At 36.4% G+C, this 24,123-nt stretch carries 19 protein-coding genes and 1 pseudogene; 8 read left to right on the forward strand and 12 right to left on the reverse strand.

What is annotated here, in order from left to right:
* Positions 1–957: 957 nt before the first annotated feature.
* From F6K15_RS16105 to F6K15_RS16125, 5 genes are all read left to right on the forward strand, one after another.
* The gene (locus tag F6K15_RS16105; RefSeq protein WP_293062369.1) at positions 958–2,442 is read left to right on the forward strand and encodes a serine protease; all 1,485 of its coding nucleotides are present in this window, start codon (positions 958–960) and stop codon (positions 2,440–2,442) included.
* 390 nt (positions 2,443–2,832) lie between these two features.
* Positions 2,833–3,051, forward strand: coding sequence for a prevent-host-death protein (locus tag F6K15_RS16110; protein WP_293062371.1), 219 nt, complete (start codon positions 2,833–2,835; stop codon positions 3,049–3,051).
* Between the two features lie 226 nt (positions 3,052–3,277).
* Positions 3,278–3,436, forward strand: coding sequence for a hypothetical protein (locus tag F6K15_RS16115; RefSeq protein WP_293062372.1), 159 nt, complete (start codon positions 3,278–3,280; stop codon positions 3,434–3,436).
* Positions 3,437–3,470: 34 nt separating this feature from the next.
* A complete protein-coding gene (locus F6K15_RS16120) occupies positions 3,471–3,725 on the forward strand; it encodes a hypothetical protein (RefSeq protein WP_293062374.1) in 255 nt (84 codons plus the stop codon).
* Complete coding sequence (locus F6K15_RS16125) at positions 3,722–4,063, forward strand: type II toxin-antitoxin system RelE/ParE family toxin (RefSeq protein WP_293062376.1); 342 nt, start codon at positions 3,722–3,724, stop codon at positions 4,061–4,063. The genes F6K15_RS16120 and F6K15_RS16125 overlap by 4 nt, the downstream gene beginning before the upstream one ends.
* Before the next feature lie 118 nt (positions 4,064–4,181).
* Here F6K15_RS16125 and F6K15_RS16130 read toward each other — a convergent pair whose 3' ends face one another.
* The 8 genes from F6K15_RS16130 to F6K15_RS16165 form a co-directional block, all read right to left on the reverse strand.
* Positions 4,182–4,790, reverse strand: coding sequence for a COP23 domain-containing protein (locus tag F6K15_RS16130; RefSeq protein WP_293062378.1), 609 nt, complete (start codon positions 4,788–4,790; stop codon positions 4,182–4,184).
* A 377-nt stretch (positions 4,791–5,167) separates the two neighbouring features.
* A complete protein-coding gene (locus F6K15_RS16135) occupies positions 5,168–5,617 on the reverse strand; it encodes a DUF3368 domain-containing protein (RefSeq protein ID WP_293062380.1) in 450 nt (149 codons plus the stop codon).
* Positions 5,614–5,829 (reverse strand): UPF0175 family protein, encoded by a 216-nt coding sequence (locus F6K15_RS16140; protein ID WP_293062382.1) that lies wholly within the window; start codon positions 5,827–5,829, stop codon positions 5,614–5,616. Before F6K15_RS16140 ends, F6K15_RS16135 begins: the two co-directional genes overlap by 4 nt.
* Positions 5,830–5,855: 26 nt before the next feature.
* Entirely contained in the window at positions 5,856–6,074 is a 219-nt protein-coding gene (locus tag F6K15_RS16145) for a toxin-antitoxin system, antitoxin component, Xre family protein (protein ID WP_293062384.1), read from the reverse strand.
* Between the two features lie 42 nt (positions 6,075–6,116).
* Complete coding sequence (locus F6K15_RS16150) at positions 6,117–6,365, reverse strand: hypothetical protein (protein WP_293062386.1); 249 nt, start codon at positions 6,363–6,365, stop codon at positions 6,117–6,119.
* Positions 6,366–6,819: 454 nt separating this feature from the next.
* Complete coding sequence (locus F6K15_RS16155) at positions 6,820–7,446, reverse strand: exopolysaccharide biosynthesis protein (RefSeq protein WP_293062387.1); 627 nt, start codon at positions 7,444–7,446, stop codon at positions 6,820–6,822.
* A gap of 201 nt (positions 7,447–7,647) precedes the next feature.
* A complete protein-coding gene (gene ahcY, locus F6K15_RS16160) occupies positions 7,648–8,925 on the reverse strand; it encodes an adenosylhomocysteinase (protein WP_293062389.1) in 1,278 nt (425 codons plus the stop codon).
* 1,205 nt (positions 8,926–10,130) lie between these two features.
* Complete coding sequence (locus F6K15_RS16165) at positions 10,131–12,557, reverse strand: caspase family protein (protein WP_293062391.1); 2,427 nt, start codon at positions 12,555–12,557, stop codon at positions 10,131–10,133.
* Between the two features lie 210 nt (positions 12,558–12,767).
* Between F6K15_RS16165 and F6K15_RS16170 the strand changes: the two genes are divergently transcribed.
* Positions 12,768–12,890, forward strand: a complete 123-nt coding sequence (locus tag F6K15_RS16170; RefSeq protein WP_293062393.1) for a hypothetical protein — start codon at positions 12,768–12,770, stop codon at positions 12,888–12,890.
* Between the two features lie 396 nt (positions 12,891–13,286).
* On the opposite strand, the gene sat is transcribed toward F6K15_RS16170, so the two are convergent.
* Positions 13,287–14,459 carry a sulfate adenylyltransferase gene (gene sat / locus F6K15_RS16175; RefSeq protein WP_293062394.1) on the reverse strand — a complete coding sequence of 391 codons (1,173 nt, stop codon included), beginning with the start codon at positions 14,457–14,459 and terminating at the stop codon, positions 13,287–13,289.
* A 1,409-nt stretch (positions 14,460–15,868) separates the two neighbouring features.
* Between sat and F6K15_RS16180 the strand changes: the two genes are divergently transcribed.
* Positions 15,869–16,210: a hypothetical protein gene (locus tag F6K15_RS16180; RefSeq protein ID WP_293062396.1), complete on the forward strand. Its 342-nt coding sequence runs from the start codon at positions 15,869–15,871 to the stop codon at positions 16,208–16,210.
* Positions 16,211–17,365: 1,155 nt separating this feature from the next.
* Here the strand turns inward: F6K15_RS16180 and truB are convergent.
* From truB to F6K15_RS16195, 3 genes and pseudogenes are all read right to left on the reverse strand, one after another.
* Entirely contained in the window at positions 17,366–18,271 is a 906-nt protein-coding gene (truB, locus tag F6K15_RS16185) for a tRNA pseudouridine(55) synthase TruB (RefSeq protein ID WP_293062398.1), read from the reverse strand.
* Positions 18,272–19,055: 784 nt separating this feature from the next.
* Entirely contained in the window at positions 19,056–19,919 is an 864-nt protein-coding gene (locus F6K15_RS16190; RefSeq protein WP_293062400.1) for a calcium-binding protein, read from the reverse strand.
* A 626-nt stretch (positions 19,920–20,545) separates the two neighbouring features.
* Positions 20,546–21,589: pseudogene (locus F6K15_RS16195) on the reverse strand (IS701 family transposase).
* A gap of 1,118 nt (positions 21,590–22,707) precedes the next feature.
* On the opposite strand from F6K15_RS16195, the gene F6K15_RS16200 reads away from it, so the two are divergent.
* Positions 22,708–23,664 carry an Npun_R2479 family HD domain-containing metalloprotein gene (locus F6K15_RS16200; RefSeq protein WP_293062401.1) on the forward strand — a complete coding sequence of 319 codons (957 nt, stop codon included), beginning with the start codon at positions 22,708–22,710 and terminating at the stop codon, positions 23,662–23,664.
* Positions 23,665–24,123: the final 459 nt, after the last annotated feature.

A 24,123-nucleotide genomic window follows, 5' to 3' on the forward strand; every position in this document is an offset into this window, starting at 1 on the left:
GCTTCTCAAAGTCCCCCAATTTTGGGGGATTTAGGGGGCGTGGATGTAGCTAACCCACTTAATTGAAGTTAAAAGTCAAAAGTCAAAAGTCAAAAGTAAGACTTGATAGTAGGTTGGGTTGAGGTAACGTTAGCGGAGCTTATCCGTAGGATAAACCCAACAAAACCCAACAAAAGTTTTTTAGTATGAATTTTAACTGTTCTGGATGAAAAATGAGAGTAATGAAGCGATCGCTCCTTGACAACTAGAAAAAGTTGTTTTATTTTCAAAGTAGATAAGTATTATGGGAAAATAGTGGCTCTTTTTTTAGAGCAAAGACCTTTTCAATTTTGTCTATAATTTGAGGATTCGTATCAAGTCTCATTAAATTAGTACTGATAACTGATAACTGATAACTGATAACTGAAAAAGCGATCGCTCCTTGACAACTAGAAAAAGTTGTTTTATTTTCAAAGTAGATAAGTATTATGGGAAAATAGTGGCTCTTTTTTTAGAGCAAAGACCTTTTCAATTTTGTCTATAATTTGAGGATTCGTATCAAGTCTCATTAAATTAGTACTGATAACTGATAACTGATAACTGAAAAAGCGATCGCTCCTTGACAACTAGAAAAAATTGTTTTATTTTCAAAGTAGATAAGTATTATGGGAAAATAGTGGCTCTTTTTTTAGAGCAAAGACCTTTTCAATTTTGTCTATAATTTGAGGATTCGTATCAAGTCTCATTAAATTAGTACTGATAACTGATAACTGATAACTGAAAAAGCGATCGCTCCTTGACAACTAGAAAAAATTGTTTTATTTTCAAAGTAGATAAGTATTATGGGAAAATAGTGGCTCTTTTTTTAGAGCAATGACCTTTTCAATTTCCTCAATGGGAAGGGAAAGCCTATCATTGAAGTTGTAAGTAATAATGAAGAAAAATTAGACTCTCAAACTTCTGAACCCTGAATCATAGATGAAATCTCTACCCCGCATCCTTGGTCTAGCTTTCCTAGCACTAATCCTGACATTAACTCTGGCAAATTGTTCTTTATCCTCACAACAAATATATTCTCGACTCAAGCCTAGTATTGTCAAATTATCTTATAGAAATCAACCCGGACATGGGACTGGTTTTTTCGTGCCTGGAGAAAAGGGAGTCTGTACAGTATTAACGGCAGCTCATGTTGTGGAAAAAGAAGGGGAAAGATTATTACAGACTAATCAAGATGGGAAATTCTGGCCTGTTGCCGAAGTAGAAATATTTCCTAGTGATATAGATTTGGCTTTGGTCACTTTTCGCCCAGAGGGAGGAAAATGTAATTATCCGGCGCTGAAAATAGGTAATTCTGAAAGTCTGAAAACTGGTAGTTCTATTTATATTTCTGGTTTTCCTAAGAGGGGTGGGAGGTCAGTATATCAGTCTGTTTCTGGTGAAATTTCGGGTTCGGGTAAGTTGGGTGAGGGTTATGAGGTTTCTTATGATGCTTTGACTGTGGGTGGGATGAGTGGATCGCCTGTTGTGGATGAAAAGGGTGAGGTTGTGGCTGTACATGGAAGAAGTGATTTTGAAGTTGTGGAAAGTTTTTCTTCTCTACAGGGGAGTTTGTCTGAGTCACAACGGCAGACTTTCGAGCAAGCTGTGGAAAGGGTGGAGACTGGTTTGCAACTGACTTTTTCTTGGGGTATTCCTATTCATTTCTTTCAGGAGTATCAGCAGGAGAAGGATCGGAAAAGGGCGATCGCTCTTGGCAGAGAAAGAGAGAAGGTAAAATTACAAGGAGAGCTGGAGAAGAAGCAGCAGAAACTTGAAGAGGCTGAACGACGGGTGCGAGAGTTAAGGCAGGAAGTTGAGCAGGGAGAAGAAAAGCTGAAGGTTGAACAAGAAGAGCTGGTACAAAATCAAAATCCTATATTTCCTAGTCTGGGCGATCGACTCTTGTGTCGCCGTCCCCGCAAATTGTGGTGGCAGCAGAATAGGGAGCAGAATAGGGTACAAAATCAGGAATGGTTTAAAAAGTTTAAGGCTTGGGCTACACGTCCTCTGCCTTCTGAGGTAGAAGATCTTCCCTTTGAAGAGCGCTTTCTTGTAGTTAATTATTTTTTGTTTCGTATGGCTGTATATTTTGTTTTTTGGGTTTTTTATTGGATTTTTCTGGTTGTTGGTTGGATTTTATTAGGCTTGATGGGTTTGACACTTTTAATAGGTTGTGTATGTTTGGGTATAGGAGTTTATAGGTTGTGTCTTTGGGTTTATAACGATGGTGGGCTTAGAGAGTGGTTGAAGAAAAGACTGGAAGAATTGAAGACAAGATGGAAAAAATTGAGAAATAATCCATGGGAAGAACTTAGAAATAATTGGAGCGAATTTTGGTTTTATTGGTTCATTGTGATATTTTTTACTATTTATTTCCCAGTAATGGGTATCATAACTTATAGGAATGTATGTTGGATACAATAACACTAACATCGAAATGTTTCAGCCACCAATAGAAAAAAAGTTAAAAGTTACCAGAAGCAAATTTGATAATTTTACTTGATTCGAGAATTTCGATACTTGACACCTAGTTCAATTATCAGTTTTTAATAACCAATTTATCTCAGACACATCATTACCGTCAAAGTGTAACTTACCATCAGATTATCTACCATCCAACAAAAAGTGCATGAGGGCAAAATTTCTTGTTTCCCCAAAATTGAAAAAAGGAAACTGTCACACATCCTACGATTTTCTACGTTAAAATAAACAACATTAAGTTATCAATAATATAAGAGGTAAAAATTGAATTGGGAAATACATGAAGCAGAACAAAATTTATCAGACCTGAAATAACCAACCCAAAAACCACAAATGATTTATCAACAAGAAAAACTTGTAGCAGCTATTATCGATCCCCAAACATTTCAGGAATTTTTAGCATGGCAAAAACAACATCAAAAACCTTCCTTAGCAGATACCTTTGGAGAGTTACGCAATTTGTGTACTGAAGCAGATTATGTACTAGAAATTCCTACTCGCCAAAATAGACCAAATCCTTTTAGTGACGATTTTGAAAATGTTTCTCCTTGATACAAATATTATTAGTGAATTAGCATGAACAAAACCTAATCCAAATGTATTAAATTGGGCAGCAAAAGTATCAGAAATATCTGTTAGTGTCATCAAAGTTGAGGAAATATTCTATGGCTTAAGTTGGAAACCAAACCCTCAAATTCAAGAATGGTTTGAGAGTTTTTTTGAGTCTAACTGTAAGATTTGTCCAGTTACTAGAAACATCGCCAAATTATCTGGATAATTGAGAGGTAAATTCCAATCTCAAGGTCAGACACGCTCTCAAGCAGATATGATAATAGCTGCTACTGCTCAAATTCATAAACTAACTTTAGTCACTCGCAATACACGAGATTTTGAAGGTTGTGGAGTTTTACTTCTCAATCCTTTCCAAGATAAATAACATTAAATTATCAATCAAAATATCAACAATATATATGTCAATTACAATTAACTTAACTCCAGAATTAGAAGCACGACTCCAGGAAAAAGCAACTCAACAAGGACAAGATATTTCCCTAGTTGTCAGTGAATTACTTGCCAGAGTTTTAGACTGGGAAACTGCCGATACCGCAGAAGCTGTTAAAGCTATTCAGCAAGGGTTAGATGATTTTGAAAATGGTCGATTTCGTTCCTTTGATGAATTTGCTGAAGCACAACGTCGTAAATATAATTTACCAGCGACAGAATGAAATATCAAATAGAAATTTCCAGCGTTGCAGAAGCAGAAGCAGATAAAGCATTTCAATGGTTGTGTCAAGTTACGTCAATTGAAACAGCAAGACATTGGTATCAAAAGCTGTTAAAAACTATTGAATCTTTATCAGAAATGCCTAAACGTTGTCCTTTAGCACGGGAAAACGACTACTTCAGTCAAGAAATTCGGCAACTTCTCTACGGTAGGGGACGTAATTCATATCGAGTTATTTTCACTATTGTAGAAGGTAAAGAACTTTCTATAGTTCGGGTTCTTCATATTCGCCATGCAGCACAACAAACAATTGGTAAGGATCGAGATAAATCTGAGTAAATGTACAGCAGATTATCTACCATCCCAAAAAAGGTGCGTGACAGCAAAAAATCTTGAGTTTCCCTAAAATTGAAAAAAGGATACCGTCACACACCCTACTATTACTACTAAAACCCTTTTACCTTCCTGCCAACCGATCTTCCTTCGCCAAAAAAGGTTGTAAATAAACCACAGGCGACTCTTTAGAAAAATTAGAATTTGCCGATTTTCCTTCACTATTCTGATCAAATGTTTCACTGCTTCGTAACGCTTCAGTCATTTCTCGCAACGCGTTGTAACCATCAACTCCCACATCCAAAGTCAACAACAACGGACAACCATCACCACTTAGTTCGGTTTTCGCACAAATAACTTCTTGCTTTGGAGTATTAGGATCTTGGCGATATTCTAGGGAAATTATACCATCCTTGCGATAATTTTCTAACCGCTTCTCTATTTCTCCGCATCGTTCAGCAGGGTCCCAATCTTCCCCCATAGATTTCACAATACCTAACCAGGGTTGTTTAGCTTTATTATCGTCATACATCACCGTCCAAACATCTTTTTTTCTTTTTTCATCTGGTTGTAACTGGCAGGAAAAGCGGTCTGTTTTTTTCACCAAAAAACGTGGCCAACCTTGCAAAAAAGCAATTCTTAAACTTACCGCACTCATTAACAGTCCAATTATGGGAATTAGCACAATTAATACGAATTTTTGTATTCCTGCGATTTTTTCATTCTCTTCCACAAGTTTCTCCTCACCTATATATAGATATAGTTATGAATATTTTTTGAGGGTCTCAAAACAAACCCCCCAATGTTTTATCCAATTTTCTGTGAGGAATTTTCGGAAAAGTTGAGCCATTTCAGGCATCAGTTTTTCCCCATTCCCAAGGAGAGTGTGACGCACCATAAATTATCTATAATCGTCTTTTTTTTCAACAGGAGAAGTTATGAAGCGATAATTGGGCTACTGGACATAGAGTATATATGAGCGCACCTTTCCCACTATACAAATAGTAGCACAAATAAATTTTAAATCAACCCTTTGCTGAAATTTTTTTCTGGCAAATATTCATTGAAGCGATCGCCTTTTTTCAGTTATCAGTTATCAGTTTTCCCAGATTAACTTTCGTCTACTAAAATTAATGCTTCTGTTTTCAGAGATTGACTTAAATAAAAACCATTGCTTTCTAATGCTTCTAAAATAGAAGCATGGTAAGGTAATCCTAACTGCCTAGCTTTCACTAAAACTCCCACCGTTCCGATTATTTTAATCCCTAATCTTTTCGCTGTATTTCTTGCTTGTTTATCATCAACAATTAAACGATAACCTAACTCATAAGCTAAAGTAATAGCTTCTGCTTCTCCATCATCAACCACTAACTTTAAAGAATTAACCATCCCTATATTTTGGGTACTTTTAACAATCAACCAAGAAAAATAAATACCAAACTCTTTTTGAACCTCTGGCGGAATTATCACCTGAGAAAACATATGCGGTAATAAATCTATTTTACCAATTCTTTCTAACCCGATTAAGCAGGTACTATCAGCAATAATTAAATCAGTCATTTATTTATCTCTTCCCGCAATTCTTCAGGAGAATAATTAAAAATAGGGATTTTATATTGTCCCAAAACTTCTATAAAAGCTGACTTAGAATATCCTGCTAATTTTGCTGCTTTTCCTAAAGAAATTTTATTAATTTCATACAATTTTATTGCTAAGAATAACTTAGCCTCATTTTGAGAAATTCCCATAGGAAGTTCACAAACTAAATTCATAATTGCTCCTTTTCAGTTATCAGTTATCAGTTATCAGCATTATCATCTTCGGCATTATCCCAAATTTTCTCAACAGCTGTTTCAGAGAGCTGAGTAATAGAGTGAGTCAAACTTTGCTGTTGGTGTTTTTGAGACAAAAAATACACAAAATCTATTATTTCAGTAACTTTATCTGGAGGCAAACTCCGAATTTTGGGAATAAACCAAACCAAGAGAAACAAGAAAAAATTTTCATGATTAGTCAATCTTCTTCTTTTCAAGGAGAGGTAATTATTAATTATTAATTATTAATTGTTGAAAGTCCGATTAATAAAACTGAGGTAATCATCCAATTCTTCATAATTATCTAATTCTTTTTCTTCTGCCAAACCTAACTCAGAATCTTGAAGTTTAGCTAGGAGAGTTTCTATTCTATCCTGAACTATTTTGGAGGCACGAAATATAGGAACTCCTTCTACTAATTCCATACTTATTCCACCTTCGAGAGGTAAATTTTTCGGTAATTGATTTAGTTTCAAAGTTGGATTATTCAGCATGATATTTGTAGCGCTTCCTTAAAAAGCATTCAGCATTTCAGCAATCAGCGGTCAGCTTTGCGCGGAAAGCGGAGCATTCGGGAACGGAAAGGGGATGAGCAACCCAAGCTTTTCCTGACGGAATGCTCCGCAAACAAATACCATTACATAAGCACAAATTTTTAGGCTGATAGCTAATAGTTAGTTAACTGAGGCCATATAATATAGAGTATATATGAGCACACCTTTTCTACTATATAAATAATAGCACAAATTTATTTAAAATCAACCCCTTGCTGAAATTTTTTTCCCTATTTCAAAGGTACAGCGAATAGGGAATTTTGGCATACTCAGTCAGGTATATCAGGTATAATATTCGCGGGCAAGATGCCCGCACTGAAGATGATCAAATAAGGTATCAAGGCTTCTAATTTAGTCGGAGGTACTGATAACTGATAACTGATAACTGAATTTCCTAACCACCAATCAAATAATTTTTAATTAATTCGATTCCACTTTTGACACCCTCATAACCAAAACGCAGAATTAGACCACTTAAAGTCGCACCCATTAGACAAACAACCAACCCACCCAAACTAATAAAACCATCATCATCCAACAACCCAAAACCAGTAACAAAAATCCCGATCGCTGGTAAAGTATTAGTACCAGGAATTGGAATCATCATCGAAATAGCCATTAGAGCGATCGCGCAACCAATAATAACTCTACCTATAAAACTTGTACAAATATAACTCAACCGAGGACGAGATATCAACTCAATTTTCTGTAACCATGGAATACCTTTTTTCAAAATTCCTTGTACTTTTTCCAGAGAAATTGAATGATTTAACCACCTTTTAGGCAACCAGGGAGTTGTTGAACCAATTATTAATTGAAGTGCTAATAAAAGTAATAAAATTCCAAAGGGAATTGAGTAACCAGGAGCAGGTACAGGTAAAGCTGAAGGTAGAGATAAAATTACGAATAAAAAGCCAAAAATTCTCTCTCCTGCTAAATCAATAATATCTCCTAAAGTTACTTTAGAAGCAAATTTTTCGTCAAAAAAATATCGTTGTAATTCTACAGATAATTTAGCCACTGATTTATATTATTTAAAGTTAAATATTGAACTAAGTTAAAATTACAATAGCATCCTACAAATATATATAAAAAACCCAGATAAAATTATGGATGTTTTACCAAGATTTTACCAGGGTTCTTGAAAGCAAAATAAAGCTAAAAGTTATTATTAGGAATAGTAATTTAGATTAAACTAGATTCTTATTCCTTAAAAAATTAATTAGGTACCAACAGTCCAAGAATTCATATATTCGATTTGTTCTGGAGTCAAAGTATCAATACCAATACCCATTGCTTGTAATTTCAAACGAGCAATTTCCTTATCAACTTCCACAGGAATAGAGTGTAAACCTGGTTCTAATTTACCTTTATTTGTAACTAAATATTCACAAGCTAATGCTTGGTTAGCAAAACTCATATCCATAACTGCACTAGGATGACCTTCAGCAGCAGCTAAGTTAATTAAGCGACCTTCGCCTAATACAATTACAGACTTACCATTCTTGAGTGTGTACTGTTGAGTGAAAGGTCTAACTGTCTTGATATCAGCAGCATTTTTACCCAAAGTTTCTAGGTCAATTTCAATATCAAAGTGACCAGAGTTGCAAACGATCGCTCCATCCTTCATCACATCGAAATGTTCCCCACGGATAACGTGCTTATTGCCAGTAACAGTGATGAATAGATCGCCTAGAGGAGCAGCTTCTTCCATTGGCATCACGCGGAAACCATCCATTACTGCTTCAATAGCGCGAACTGGATCTATTTCAGTTACAATAACATTTGCACCTAGACCTCTAGCACGGAGAGCTGCACCTTTACCGCACCAACCATAACCTACAACTACAGTATTTTTACCAGCTAATAAAATATTAGTAGCACGGATGATACCATCTAAAGTAGATTGACCTGTACCATAACGGTTATCAAAGAAGTGTTTAGTGTCCGCATCATTAACGTTCATAGCAGGGAAAGTCAATACCCCATCATTGAACATTGCTTTTAGACGAACAATACCTGTAGTAGTTTCTTCTGTAGTACCAATGAGGTCAGAAAGTTGCTCTTGTCTATTTTTTACTAGAGTTGCGACAACATCACTACCATCATCAATAATAATATTAGGTCTGTGGTCTAAAGCAATTTCAACGTGACGCAGATAAGTTTCTTCATCCTCTCCTTTCATGGCATATACAGAAATACCATGATCTACTACCAGACTAGCAGCTACATCATCTTGAGTAGATAAAGGGTTACTGGCAATTAATACAGCATCAGCACCAGCATTTTTGAGGGCGATCGCTAAATGAGCAGTTTCGGTTGTAACATGACAGCAAGCTGCTAATTTAATTCCGCTTAGTGGCTTTTCTTTGGCAAAGCGTTCTTGAATCTGACGTAGAACAGGCATTTCTCTACCTGCCCACTCAATTCTTTGTTTTCCTAGAGGAGCTAGGGACTGGTCTTTAACTTCGTGTTTAATTTGGACGGGTGTTGCAACCATTCAGTTGTTTCCTTAAAATCTTATTCTTTGCCAGTATAGCTAATTTTACAAAAGTCGATCAAGAGTGTTAATACGACAAAATTTGTTTTGACATTCATGCCAAGATATGTTAGTAGGTCTGAAAAATTGCCACCAAAACTGGCCGTGATATCAAATCCGGTTGAATACTTATTAGTTGGGAGTAGAGGAGTAGGGGAGTGGGGGAGATTAAAGACTGGAAGCAATTATAGAATTATCGGCGTTGGTGAAGCGCGTGTATGATATTAATCTTAATTATTGAGTAGTCACCCCACCCCTAACTCAACCCACCCCCGCCCCTCCCAGGAGGGGAGCCAGGAGTAAACCCACCCCTCGCCCCTCCCCCGACCGTGGAGGGGAAGTCAGGAGGACCGAGTCAGGAGGAAAGAAAGAAGAAGAAACAGTAGTAGAGGGAGAAAATTTTTTGTTTGCGCTGTGATCCGGACGAGACATCATATCATGTCCGCTTGAATAGTTACACTTTGGTGGAAGGAAGGCAGAGGGTAGAGGGCAGCTATGCTGTTTGCGTAGCATGACCTAGGAAAGGGTTTCTTCCAATTGTGACTTAATTCTATACACGCTCCGATGCTACTGGACATAATATTATACCTCAAATCACTAACGCCGAATTATCAACATATATTAGAGTTGTCGCTTAATAGAGGGAAAAAATCGCTCCAACCTAGACAGAGCAATAATTCCAAGGCTTTTGATCCACCAATAGCTACAATCCTTATAGAACAAGGTTTTTGGGGATTTTTGAAGTTATAAAGCGACAAGTCTATTATATAACCGAATTCTAGTAGAAGCGCACCCGCTTTATATCTCGCGGAGCGTTTCCCCTACTCCCTTACTCAATAAAATCTAGTAAACATTTATAAAATTGGTATTACACTATATGTGCTGCCAGTGTGAAAAAACAGATAAAAAAAAGAGGCTACTCAAGCCCCTATTTCTGAAATTATCTGATATAGCTAGTCGAAGGAAAGGTTCGGACATATCAAAAGCTTAAAACTCAGACAACGTAAGATTTTTCCTTTGTCCTCACAGGAGTGCGCATTCCCGAAAAGGAGTCAGCATTCCGCAAGCGAGCTGTTGTCATCGCGGGGTCTGAACACTTGCGTCTGTCGCCGACGTGGGGTCGCACCGCTTCTTTCTTCTTCCTTCTGCTATAAAAAGTATTTTTTTCAAACTATCCTATACAAAAAGCTCATAGTTGCCCAACTATTAATATCTAGAGCATAATCATCAGTTGATAACCCACTTGATTGAACAGCTGATTGACTAGCACTTTGTAAGTCTCGTAATACTGCTTGTGCTACATTCAAAGGATTTAATACTTCTTGAATTAGCCCATCGTCTCTAACTTGATGTAGCTCTCCATTAAGAGCTGCTATTGTTTCCTTGAATGGTTGATGGCTACAGATAATTAGACTTTCTGCCAACCCTTCCGGACCGATTAGTTTCCATCCAAAAGATTCTGTATCTCTAGGAAAATTACTAATCACAGGAGGCATATTTACGCTATCTTCTGGAGAAATAGCAAACCCTACTTGTGGAGGATCGTCATTATTGAGAGGTTGATTAGATACAGTAGGATCGAGAACAAAAATGCGCCCACTACTGTCTAAACTGAATAACATAAAATAGACTGGGTGATCGCCGTCATTATACAAGCGACATTGAATTCGACTACCAACTGGTAATGTGAGTAATCCATCAGAAACTCCAAAGCTGCCTACACCTTCTATGTTCGTTTTAAATTTCGCCTCATTACTTACCCCTAAAGTTTCCCTACGCATAACTATCTTTGCTTCTGGAGTAATAGTAGCGAAGTTGGCTCTGACTTTTATTTGAGTCGAACTTTCATTACTCGTTAAGCGTAGTATTTTAGCTGCAAGTAAAGTTTTTAATTGTGAACTTAACCTTTGTACTGCTACTTTTACTGCTTCTGCTCCTTCTGCTCCTTCTCCTACACTATTGGGTATAAGCACCTGACCTAGAGAAAATAAAGCATAACGACCTTGGTACATCGAAGGTAGAGGAGCAGAGAGACTTTGAGCAATAGTTGTTTCCCGTACTCGACTAAATATATAATCTGCTGCTTGAGTATTGTTTACTACTGTAACTTGGGACTCTGCGGAGAATCCGCTGGTAGCATCTACCCGCTCAATTCTTGACAGTTCCGGATCGAGAGCAATAGTCAATTCAGTAGGTTTCGGCAAAATACGAATTTTTTCTCGCACCACTTCTCCTGCCAAAAGTTGAGGATTAGGAGAAGGTGTTTGAGTATTTTTTTGTGTTTGACTGTTTGAATTTTCTCCATTTTCAAACTGCTGTTTTTCCTGATCTGATTGTGAAGTATTAGTTTCAATAATTATAGAAGCTTTAGCTGTTAAACCAGTACGACTGCGAATTTGTAATTTAAATTGGTAGTTGTTTGAGTTTAAATCCGAAGAAGGTACAGTTGTGAATAGGGAATTAGATTTAACTGCATCAAGAACATTTATTGGCAGTCCTCCTAGCCAAAGGGTTGCTGTTTTGCCGTTATCTTCCACTGCAGTGACTACGCCACTAGAAGCTGGTAATAAGGGGGTTAAGATATTTTGATAACGCGTAGCTACTGGAGTTATAGTAGCTTCTTCCGTAAATTGAGCTATATTTTGTTTTGTTGCTTCTTTGAGTTTCGGTTGCTGATAAGTTCCAGCGAGTTGTTCGACGAAGCTAGTTGCTTGTGCAAAACTAATTTGTAGTTTCGTTGCAGGAGTTGTATGCCATAAATTTTGGGTAAGAGCATAAGTGAATAAACCTGAACTAAAACCATTCCAGTCAGTTTCGGTAGCAAATTGGCTATCTCTACTAGCATTCAGAATCAATCCTGGTAATTGGTTTTGATTAATTAGCTCTCCTCTTGCCAAATTTTGACGATCGCGTAGCAGTGTTTGCATTGCTTTCTCTTTTTTATTAATTTCCTCCGTAGTCGAACTAGGTCGAGAGCGAACTCGGAGAAAACCTTGCAAACTTTTACCAGGATATACATAGCTAGTGTCTAACACAGTCAATACTTTCGTCGTCTCAAGCGATTGCACTAATAACCATAGAGTTTCTTCTAGTACATCATTTATTGCTCTACCCTCATTGTTTGGAGGTACACCATCTACTGGCACTAGAGTATTTTGAAACGTTAATTTTGAGGAACTGGACTCATTTTGTTCATTCTCATTGATCATTTTGCTGACACGACTACCATAACCACTAAAGTGAAAGAGAACTAGGTCATCGGGTCTAGCTTGATTAGTTAGATGATTAATAAAAGCTGTTTCTATATTTTCTCTAGTAGCTTGTTTATTTGTGAGAGTGAGAATATCAGTAGGTAAAAAACCAAACTTATGAACTAGCAATTCCTGCTGCATCTCCACATCTGTCACACACCCAGATAGAGCTGCATCCGGATATTCATTAATACCTATGAGAAGTGCTAATTTACGTCCAGTAGTTTGAGCGAGGGCAGTTGAGTAACGACTGTGGAGTCGCCACCAAGGTCCTTCACTTATTCCCAATGCTCCCAGGGCCAAGCTAGCCCTTTGCAGAAATTCACGCCGCTTTAATCCCATGCTTTTTCCTTAAAGTCCTCACTTGAACTGAGTCAATTAGGACTTTTTATAACAACATTATTATTAATTTTCTACATAATTGAAGCATTCTGCAGTTAACCGATAGGGGCGATCGTAGCTAACTTTAAACACTTGCGAGTTTAGTTTACTACATCTTTCAGGTCAGCTCTTAAGCAGCCATCAAGTTAAAGTAAATTTAATATAGATAACTTGACCGCTCAACTAAACTTACTCAAACTTAATCAAAAGCCTGAAAGCTTAGTTGTTCGTAGTGGATCGACCACCACAGGGTTAAACGGCAAACCCTTTATTCCTTGTGATACAGTTGATTAAAATTTAATTTCTTTTGATAGGAAAAGAAATGTTGGCGATAATGGTAATTGGCTAAATTGAATAGATTTTTTGACAAAAAAGCCTTGTGGTCACAAGCTGACCACAAATAGTGCGATTTGGTAATAACATGACGTTCAACTAGCTTCATATCTTAATTGTAGCTGATAACGACTCAATGGATAGACAACTGAACAAACTTACTCATTTTAGTTTAATAGCTATAGTTATGAGTAAGTTTGATAAACTTTAGATAAGTTTTCCCCTTCTGTATTTACCCCTATTTTGAGGGGCGGTTGAAAAGCTGACTTTTTGTATAGCTTTTTCAACCTACCTCCAAATTCTGGTACAATTATGCGTCATAATATAAGGAGTGTACCAGAAAAATTTCTGCTAATATCAGCTAGATGCTTTCATTGCCTTAGCCAACTCTTCTGCGACTTCTGGTCGTGAAAATTCTGGTGGTGGTAACTCACCCCGGCGTAACATTTCTCGTACTTTTGTTCCTGATAGATGAATTCGTTCTTCTGGCAAACTTGGACTTGTTTTGCTTGTGGCCATACCTTTAGTACGAGTACAGTAGAAAGCGTGCTCAAACTTCATTGGCACAATATCTAACTCTCCGGGTTCAAACTCATCAAAGATATATTGAGCATCATAAGTACCGTAATAATCTCCTACCCCGGCATGATCTCGACCAACGATGAAATGGGTACAACCATAGTTTTTCCGGACTAAAGCATGAAAAATTGCTTCCCTTGGGCCAGCATAACGCATAGCTGAGGGATTAATGGCCATAATTACTCGGTTTTGAGGAAAGTATTTCTCAAACATAATCTCGTAGCAACGCATCCGGACATCAGCAGGAATATCGTCCGATTTGGTCGCACCTACTAAAGGATGTAGAAATAAACCATCTACTGTTTCTAAAGCACACTTTTGAATATATTCATGGGCACGGTGAATGGGGTTACGAGTTTGGAAACCTACTACTGTTTTCCAATCTCTTTCTAGAAATAGTTTTCTGGACTCGGCCGGATCGATTTGATATTTGGGAAATAATGGGTGAGGATGACGTTCTAATAACCATACTGGACCTGCCAAGTTAACGGGGCCAGCATCATAGAGAACTTTTACTCCTGGATGTTTTATTTCGTCTGTACGATAAACATTAATTGCTTCATGGGCTTTGTTGTAGCGAAACTTTTGAGTTAATTCTAAAACTCCTACAAATTCTCCATCGGGAGAATCAAGACGCACCCAACTTCCTTCTTTGATTGAATCTGCTACTTCTTCTGAGACTGGTAGAGTGACTGGTATACTCCAAGGTAGACCATTTTGAAGACGCATATCAGTAACTACAGTTTCATAGTCTGCCGCTTCCATAAAGCCATTTAGAGGACTAAAACCTCCTATAGCTATCATCACTAAGTCTGAAAGTGCTCGTTTATCTAGTTTTACTTGTGGTAAGCTTTCAGCTTTTTCCATGAACTCTTGTCGTTCTGCTGGTGTGGCAATCCGATTAATCAGATGGCCACCGTGTGCTGGTATACCATTGGGATGCTGACTCAAAGCAATTCCTCTCTTTGTTAACTACAGTAGTCGATCAAAATTAGGTTTTCTAATCTCGATCTTACATCTTTGAGGTACCTCTGTCTTCAGATTTAGTTATTAGAATTTGACTGAGGTTAAGGTAACTATCAAAGATGCTCTCTTTTTTCTAACTTCTCTAGTTTTAATCAGATGACCGGATTTATTGAAATCCTTCTTAAAGGATGACTACGCTATGGTTAAGAATTCCCAAACCTCACGATTTAGGTTTCTGCTGCCTCTTTATATCAAATCCGGTTAAACAGTTATAGCTATAGCTTGGTTAAGCTAGGAGGAGTCAACCCACCCCTCACCCCTCCCCCGACTGTGGAGGGGAAGTCAGGAGTCAGGCAGGGGAGCCGTCGGATTGGCGACGTATAGGATGAGAGATATTACCGAATAATTAATAATTAATAATTAATAATTAAATAATTCGCGCCTTGAAGCCTCCTCTTTTAAGGGGAAAAAAGCGGTCGAGGGATGGGGAGGTCTCCTCGCCATATCCAATCGACCAAGAGAAGAAATAATATTTCCTGATCTTCAATTCCGTAGCGGTTAAAACCCGAGGTAATTATCAATTATCCATTATCCATTAATGAAAAGGATGAGCGTAGTTATGACGATTGGAGAATTTTTTTATGTCCAATTAAACGGATTTGATATTACAGAGGAGCTGTGCTTTTTCCGTTTGTCATTCTGCGCAAACGTATCGCGAAGGGAAACAATGCACTAACCTTCTAGTATTTACTTTCTTGCGGTATTACGGTCGCTAGATATTTATAAATCACAATCTATTAATATAGCATTTCTATTTAATTAAGCTGTAAGAATATTTTTGAGCAATAAACCAACTGGTAATCAAGTTAGAGATATTTTTCGATCGCTACAGTCATCAAATCTTACTACAGTACATAATAGCAATCTGGGCAGGATTCGTAAAAGGTTCTAAATTAATTATAAATAATAATAAAGTCTGAGATTATTACCAGTTTTTTCTGTTCTCTAATTTGCAGAGATTTTCCATACAATCTAAATAGGACGACTAATAGAAAAAAAGTCAAAATCAAATAATGTAAATTTATGTAAATAAAATGTCGTTTTAAATGTAAATAATTTGACAAAAACTGGTTGAATAAATTAGTATTATCTAAATAAGAAGTGTGTCAAACTACAAAATTTAACTAGGTAAACTATTAGCAATCTTTGATCGTGAGTGCTAAAAATACGCCATTATATTTTGAGGACAAATTCAAGCATAAAGTCAAGGTTTTGCATCTAATTAATTATTAGTTAGAGGTCAAAAAATTAGCACTCACCTTGAAAGACTGCTAACTTGAATCTGTCTAAAATATAGTTATAATATCAAAAATAATTAGAGAGGAAACATAGAAATGCAGTATACTTTTGAACTTTTAGGTATTTCTCCAATCTTACATTTTTTTAATCACCAACAAAAACTGCAAGTAGAAAAAAACTTAACTGTAGAATATCTCGGAAACCGTCAGTGTTCTTTAGATGTGTTTATAAAATCTGTAGAAAATGTTTCTACTAATCGTGGTTGGAGAGTAGATAAAGTTGTCGAAACAGTGATTAACTTTTGGATGAATAACGCTGATAGTATTCAGTATTGGAATTCTCGCTTAAAAGATGCTGGGGAGGAAAATCTTTTAGTGGCAAGAGTGGGAGATATTAAATCTTTAAGGCAATCCTTTGAATTTTTACTAAATCATTAGGTCGTATTGGTGTGAGTCTGAATATATTTTATCTGCCAATATAATGTCTACAAAAGACGGGCAATAAAAGTAATATTTTCAGACTTTTTATCTATAAAATTGAAATTTTGAATTTTCTTAATTCAGATAAGTTAGGTAAACTCGTGATTTTTTGATCTAATATCATGTCCGGATAAGAGCGTGACAAAAAAACTTTCTACAACTTAAAACTCCCTCTTATTCCCTGCTGAGAGAATTACTTTGATTTAGTATTTATGACGATTGGAGATTTTTTTTATGTCCAATTCCCCCGGATTTGATATGATTTATGCAGTAAGCATTCAGCTATTAGCTGTCAGCTCTCATAACGGGGTTTTAATGAATATAGGCTTTAAAGTCAGCTTTTAGACGTAAGTATAAATTCTGGCTCAATTAGTAAAGCTTTTATCTAAAACTAAAAGCAATAGCTGATGGCTGATAGCTGACGGCTGAATGCTTACTTTATGCAAGAGGTCTAATACCATTTTCAAAAAAGAATGTTACGAATAATTTGAGTAATAAAAAGACTTTTTTAGAGATGTCCTTTTGACTAAAAAGATAAATTACAACCTAAAAAATGATATCAAAGCTATTTATTCTGACTCCTGACTCCTGACTACTGAATTCTAAGAAATAGCCTAACTATTTGTAGCAAACAGTTATCAAATTGGTCTAATATCGTGTCCGGTTGAACAGTTATAAAATAAATAACTACGGAGGAGTCAGTCCTCAGGAGTCAACCCACCCCTAAATCCTCCCAGAAAGGGAGGGGAAGGACCGAGTCAGGAGGGAAGAAAGAAGAAGGAAGAGGAAGAACAACAGAAGAAGGAGAAAGTTTTTTGGTCGCGTAAGCGGAACGGAGTTCTATCACGCTATTATCCGGACATGATATAATTTAAAAAAAATTGGTATAGCAGTGGAAGGAAAGGGCACAGATGAAAAACTAAAAACTCAAACAAAGCTAAATTGTTCCTTGTTCCTTGTTTCTTGTTCTTTCTTCCTTCTGCTATAAGCAGATATATGAAAACCTAAAAACTCAGACAAAGCTAGATTTTCCCTTCTTCCTTCTTCCCTCTTCTTTCTTCCTTCTGTTATAAAAAGCTAGATTTTTCCTTCTTCCCTCTTCCCTCTTCCTTCTTATTCAAGAATTACAACTTGAGGTGCTAATAATAAATTTTCTTCGGATTTGATTAACTGCCCAATACCGAGAAAGACGCCTTCAATATTGTATACTCGCAGAGGATTTTCAGTTTTTTCGTCTTCTATTTCCCATTTTTTCTGATAAGGTAAACGTTGACCTTGACACCATCTTTTGGCATCCTCAATAACTAAAACTATTGCTGGTAAATGTGCTAATGCTACTTCTGATGATAAGAGGTTAAATGTTTTTTGTTGCAGTTGAGTTTCTATATCCTCAAAAGTAAGACTATCTTTCAAAGAAAAGCCACTACTTTCTGTACGAGTTAAAGTAGCTAAAGTTCCCCCAGTATTTAAAACTGCACCTAGATCGCGAGCGATCGCCCGAATATAAGTTCCAGCACCACAAGCGATCGCTAAATCTAGCTCAGGAAAATCTCCACTTCGCCAGTCAATAATTTCTAAACTAGACACTTCTACAACCCGAGTCGGAATTTCAACAGTTTTTCCCTGACGAGCTAAATCATAAAGTCGCTTTCCTTCTACCTGTATTGCACTGTAACTAGGAGGAATTTGTTCAATTTTTCCTAAGAAATTTGGCAGCACCGCTTCTATATCAGACAATGTTAACTGTGGCGCTAGTGTAGATTTAACAATTTCTCCCTCTAAATCATCAGTGGTCGTAATGACACCAAATTTGACTGTGCCACAATAAGCTTTTTCTGAGCGTAGAAACTGTAATAATCTAGTTGCTTTTCCCACAGCAATAGGTAAAACACCAGTAGCAGCAGGATCGAGAGTTCCTCCATGGCCAACACGCTTGAGGCGTAGTAACTTTCTTACTTTTGCTACACAGTCATGGGAAGTCATACCAGATGGTTTATTGAGGTTGAGAAAGCCTTGCATTATATTGTTATTCCACCCATAATTTTTCGTTATTCTTTGGTTTTATATCAGGTCTCATTAATTAGGGTTTGCTGAAAAAGTTTTATGGGTAAGGGTAGGAGACAGGAGACCACCCACCCCTAACCCCTCCCAGGAGGTAGGGCTGTTTCATTCTCGATAGACACGGGGACACGGAGACACGGAGACACGGGGATGAAGGCTTTTAAGCGGCGTTGAACCAAATATACTCTCAGAGCTTAAAGGGGCTTATTGGCTGAAAAATCGGCAAATTTTGGCAAATTTCATTGTTTAACTATGCCCATTACTCTCGTTCTCCCGCTCATCGTTATCTACAATACTTTGAAACAGCCCTGCTCCCAGGAGAAGAAGACAGGAGAACCCATCCCTAACCCCTCCCAGGAGGGGAGAAATGGGAATTATAGAGGAGGTAGGAGGAAGAATCATCCCTTGATTATCCTGCGCAACTATGCGCCTAAAATGCTAATTTTTTGAACCATTATGACCATTAAGCTTGGACTTTTTTTTAACTAAAAAATGCGCTCAACCTTTATATGTCAATGCTTTTAGATTTAATCAGCAAACCCTAATTAGACGTAAATATTAATGATCTTCATCAATTATCTTGAGAATCTATCAAATTTCCCCCTACTCCCTACTCCCTACTCCCTAATCCCTAATAAATTTTATTTATGGATATTTAAAGAAGCATGATATCATATCATGTCCGGATAATTAGTCATAAAAAACCTTCTCTCTTTGAACCTTTCTTTCCCTTCTGCCTTCCTTAGATAATAGTAAAGTCAAGATCGCCTTCTGCAACATTCAGCACTATTGCCAGATAATCTTCTTCATCATCCCTCAACCTAATAGCTACACTATTTTCTCCACCCACAACAGTTGTCTCAAATTCTATGTCACTACGCTCCAAACCATTAATTAATCCAATTTGATCGTCTTCTTCAGGGTTATAGTCTGTAATAATATCTGCATCTGATGGATTAAGACCACCTGTGTTTTCACTAATAGCAAATAAATCTTCTCCTGTTCCTCCTGTTAAAGTATCAGAGTCGCGCTCGCCTACTAGAGTATCATCACCTTCACCTCCATCTAGAGAATCATCTTCTTTACCTCCCAAGAGGCTATCATCTTCTAAACCACCAAAAAGACAGTCATTGCCTCTATTACCATAAAGTGTATCTTCATTTTCTTCACCAAATAGAGAGTCATTACTCCTACCGCCCCACAATGTGTCGCTACCATCACCACCTAGAATAGAATCCTGTTGTTGACCGCCGAGTAGAGAATCATTACCTGCACCTCCGAGTAAAGTATCATCATCTCCCTCTCCAAAAATTCTATCTCCTCCCCCTCTACCTTCTATAGAATCTCGACCTCCCATTCCCATAATCAGGTCTGCTCCTGCTGTACCGTTGATACTCTCTTCCTCTTCTGTACCGAGAATTTCATTAAATTGATTTCCAGAACTCCCACTTCCATCGGTGCTTGTGCCATTACTACCGCCATTGCTATTACCACCTCCATTCGGATCGTTACCTCCTCCTGGCATTGATTCATCAATCAAAGGCCCAAAAAAATCAACTGGATCGATTACACCGTTAAAAAGGTCTTCTTCTGTTGCCGTGACCATAAAACTTTACCGAATAACTTCTTTGTGAATTATTATTTATATTTATAGTAATAGTATAGAATAGATAGGTTAGGACATAAAGTGATATAATATGTGGATAATTAGTTATCGTATAATTCAGGAGTCAGGAGTCAGGAGAAAGTAGTGAGAAAGTCAGGATGAGAGTGGGAAAAATCTTGGGATATTCCGGCATTTTATGTCTGTATTTAATGGAAGTAGAAAGTGAGATAACTGTATAAGCAGATTTGATATGATAATGATTTTTAGACAGGGAAATGTTTTTACCACTGTTTCTGGAGCCAGTGTTCCTTGCTATACATAATCTATTAATTATATTTTTATTCGCCTGTTCAGTAATAGTTAATAGGGATAATATTTGACAAATACACTATTCAAAATAATGGCATTCCACAGTGACTAATGATTTTAGATTGAATTGGATTTTGGATTAATCAATTGCTAGAATAATTAATATTAGGTTGTTTTTAGTCAAACAGGACTTACGCAAAGACACTATATATAGCGTATGTCAAATAGAGCGATTGCTGACGCAAAGCTCCGCTAACTCTTATAAAAATTATAGCGATCGCCTAACATTTTTAGTTTTATCCTTTGTCAATAAAAACCTAAATAACTGTCATTTTAATTGTAGGATATTTAAGTTCAGATACGCTTATATTTGGATAATAATTGATGTTTCAGATGATAAATAGTTATCCCCAAAATCTTTGCCATTTTTTTCAAATGATTCCAGACTAACATGGTACAAGCAATATGATTCTTTGGGATTTTTGCCCGACGACCCAATCCAAAACTCAAGCCCTGTTAGTTGTTTAATTTCTCTATGAAACTCCTCTATTTTCCATCTAGGCGCGAATTTCAAACTCAACGTCATCTGTACTCTGATGACTGAGGTAATTAGTAACAATATATTCTGTTGGTATTTGTAGAAAGAGTAGCCCGTATGGGATCTGACTTTTTTATCTATCGGAAAACCTTTAATCTTAATAATTTTTCGTATAGACTAATTCCTCCTCATTCGATGTTAATTCTTCCAGTTTTTGATATTTTTTTACACTCCCTGTATCGTCTACTAAACGGTTGCTTTTTAACGGGCAATAGTAAACTTTACCTAAGTTATCTATTAAGGCCATGAGTCTTTTGGTTGGATACCAGCTATCCATTAATACTGTTTTTACTGGTATTTTCTTCTTTTTTACTACATCAATCATCATATCTTCTACATGATCTATTTTACTCTTTTCATCACTTTCGCTCTTTATAAATCCTATAATCTACTATCCAGAAACGTTCTATTTGAGGATTAAAATATCAACAATTAACTATTCCTATTCCACGCACTACCCTATGTTCGTTACCACTATACTGACGCCGAACAAGCTCAATATGCATGGGAATACTTTTTATTCAGAACCCTGTCATCAAAAATTAAATAACCATCTTCAGTAGTTACAATTTCTTCTCTGACATTTTCCCACAACATTTCTGTTCCTAAATCAATATTTTTCAAGTAACGATTAATTTGATTGCTGACGCAAAGCTACGCTATCGTGGCTAACTTTTTCTAGATTGTCAGCCAGGTTTGTCAGAGTGTAATTTTTCTGACTACTTATTAGATACTGACAATATTTTATATAATTGAAGTCTATTAAAAACTATTCATAAAAATATATTTTATTTGAAATTATAATCATACCAGAGAACCTACAATATACTCAATCTAATTTTTCAGTTAATGATAATTTTGTGGCTCAGGTGTTGGCGGAGCAAGTGCGACAGCTATATCGCCAAGGGAAATGGAGTTTAGACCGCAAATCTAGAGAGAGCTTTAAAGATTAACACTATATATAGTGTCCTTGCGTAAGTCCTGTCAAAGTTTAAACTAATTTTTGGCAATATTATTCCATAATGTGCAACCCTAAAAGAATTGCTTGGTTATTTTTGTCAGAGCCTAATAAACCTGGTCATAATTAAAGTGATTTTTTAAAGAGGATATTGGGGTACTTTCAGATTGGCGAGATTTACTAGTCAGGAGTCGTGATTTTTAATTCCTATGCATCTAAGACCTTCAGCAAATAAGTCATCATATTTGCTGGTCTTAAGTTTGATTGCCCACTAATTTATTCTTACTCCTGTCTTGTGTCTTGTGATTCATTCTAGTTTATACCAAATCCGATTATTAAAGATATTTTAAGGATTATAAGATTTAACCCTCTCCTCATCTTCCCTATACCCTGTCTCCCCATGTATATAAAAGGATACTCAATAAACTGGATTTAGTATTATATAGAAGTCTGAGGTGTTGTTAATAGACATCTGGTAAAAATAAAAAATAAAATCAATTCTTATCCATAAATTATCAATTATTCCCCTCCCAGGAGGGGTTAGGGGTGGGTTACCTGTTGCCTTCCGGAGCTGTTGCCTGTTGCCACTTTTCTGGAGATGTCTAATAGTTACTCCCTTATTGAATCAATTAAGTTTGCCTATATTATAAGTTTAAAGGACTCTTCTAAAGGTCTATTCCTATTTCTGATGAATCTCAATGTCCTTATTTGAGAAATTATCTTGGCGAAGTCATAGATTTCTGCTAATTTTAAACTAAGTAGATAATAACAATCAAAACTAAAAAAATTATTTTTTGGTATTCAGACTTGCAAGTAATGAGAAAAGCTAGTGAATCATGAATTTATGAATTGACAAATTAATAGCTAATGACATAGATCGAGCTATTAGAATAATACTTAATACTGGAGTGCAAATAAATATAATGTTAAATGCAACAGAAATATTAATAAATGCTTTCGTAAAAGAGTTACAAGCAGGCTACCATCGTACTTATGGTGGTTTTAAGCCAAACTATCCAGAAATTATTGCCTGGGCAGGAAATATGGCTCTGGAAAATATTGCTAACTGTGATGCTTTATATCACAATGTTGAACATACAATGTTGGTTACTCTTGTTGGGCAAGAAATTTTGCGGGGTAAGCATATTCGTGAAGGTGGGGTGTCTCCTGAAGATTGGTTACATTATATTATTTCATTATTGTGCCACGATATTGGTTATGTTAAAGGAGTTTGCCGAGAGGACCAAGAATTATTAAGTTTGTATGCTACAGGAATAAATGATGGAATGGTTTCTTTGGCAGATGGTGCTACTTCAGCTAGTCTTACTCCTTATCATGTGGATCGAGGTAAATTAGTAATAGATGAACGTTTTGGTGGTCATCGACTAATTGATGCAGATCAAATTAAACGTAATATTGAACTAACTCGTTTTCCTATTCCTAAGGCAGAAACTCATCAAGATAGAAATAATTTTTCTGGATTATCAAGAGCAGCAGATTTAATCGGTCAATTAAGTGACCCTAATTATTTGCTGAAAATTAGTGCTTTATTCTATGAATTTGAAGAGGTTGGCACTAATAAAGTTTTGGGTTATAAATCTCCAGCGGATCTAAGACGTAGCTATGCAAAATTTTATTGGGATGGGGTTTATCCTTATATTCCGGCAGCTATTAATTATTTAGAATTGACTCAAAGTGGCAAACAAATTATTGCTAACCTTTATGCAAATGTGTTTCAGGTAGAACATGAACCAAAGGAAAAAACGAATGGTACAAAATTACTAGATGCTCAGAATAACAGTTACACGAATGGAGATATTTCAAGAACAACACCAGTTAAGAAAAAGAAATTCAGTGATTTTTTAGGCTTGAATTTATAACTAGAAAAAACAGGATTTTTACAAACAAACTATCAATCAATATAATTAACCTATGTGATTCAAATTTGATGTTATTTGAGTTAGTTTTGGCGATAGTAAGTCACTGCTATAAAGTTCGGTATTGCTGAATTAAGGTATGAAAAAAGAAGAAGGAAGAAGGAAGAAGGAAGAAGGAAGAAGGAAGAGGAGGAAAAGGAAAAAGTTTTTCGATGGCTAATTATCACTAATTATTCGGACATGATTCTGATAAATTGTTCCCTGTTGCCTGTTGCCTATTCCCTATTCCCTATTCCCTAAAATTGAGAATATGATCAAAATTGGCTCTAATATCAAGTGTCATTAATTAGCCATAATAAAAAAGTTTTCCCCGGTCAATTTTTCCCTGTTGCCTATTCCCTATTCCCTATTCCCTAAAATTGAGAATACGATCAAAATTGGCTCTAAGATCAAGTGTCATTA

This window comes from Okeania sp. SIO2B3 (assembly GCF_010672525.1).
GTDB lineage: Bacteria > Cyanobacteriota > Cyanobacteriia > Cyanobacteriales > Microcoleaceae > Okeania.

Coding starts and splice junctions, on each gene's coding strand:
- F6K15_RS16105 (WP_293062369.1), top strand. CDS start 958: ATGAAATCTCTACCCCGCATCCTTGGTCTAGCTTTCCTAGCACTAATC.
- F6K15_RS16110 (WP_293062371.1), top strand. CDS start 2,833: ATGATTTATCAACAAGAAAAACTTGTAGCAGCTATTATCGATCCCCAA.
- F6K15_RS16120 (WP_293062374.1), top strand. CDS start 3,471: ATGTCAATTACAATTAACTTAACTCCAGAATTAGAAGCACGACTCCAG.
- F6K15_RS16125 (WP_293062376.1), top strand. CDS start 3,722: ATGAAATATCAAATAGAAATTTCCAGCGTTGCAGAAGCAGAAGCAGAT.
- F6K15_RS16135 (WP_293062380.1), bottom strand. CDS start 5,617: ATGACTGATTTAATTATTGCTGATAGTACCTGCTTAATCGGGTTAGAA.
- F6K15_RS16140 (WP_293062382.1), bottom strand. CDS start 5,829: ATGAATTTAGTTTGTGAACTTCCTATGGGAATTTCTCAAAATGAGGCT.
- F6K15_RS16150 (WP_293062386.1), bottom strand. CDS start 6,365: ATGCTGAATAATCCAACTTTGAAACTAAATCAATTACCGAAAAATTTA.
- ahcY (WP_293062389.1), bottom strand. CDS start 8,925: ATGGTTGCAACACCCGTCCAAATTAAACACGAAGTTAAAGACCAGTCC.
- F6K15_RS16165 (WP_293062391.1), bottom strand. CDS start 12,557: ATGGGATTAAAGCGGCGTGAATTTCTGCAAAGGGCTAGCTTGGCCCTG.
- F6K15_RS16180 (WP_293062396.1), top strand. CDS start 15,869: ATGCAGTATACTTTTGAACTTTTAGGTATTTCTCCAATCTTACATTTT.
- truB (WP_293062398.1), bottom strand. CDS start 18,271: ATGCAAGGCTTTCTCAACCTCAATAAACCATCTGGTATGACTTCCCAT.
- F6K15_RS16190 (WP_293062400.1), bottom strand. CDS start 19,919: ATGGTCACGGCAACAGAAGAAGACCTTTTTAACGGTGTAATCGATCCA.
- F6K15_RS16200 (WP_293062401.1), top strand. CDS start 22,708: ATGTTAAATGCAACAGAAATATTAATAAATGCTTTCGTAAAAGAGTTA.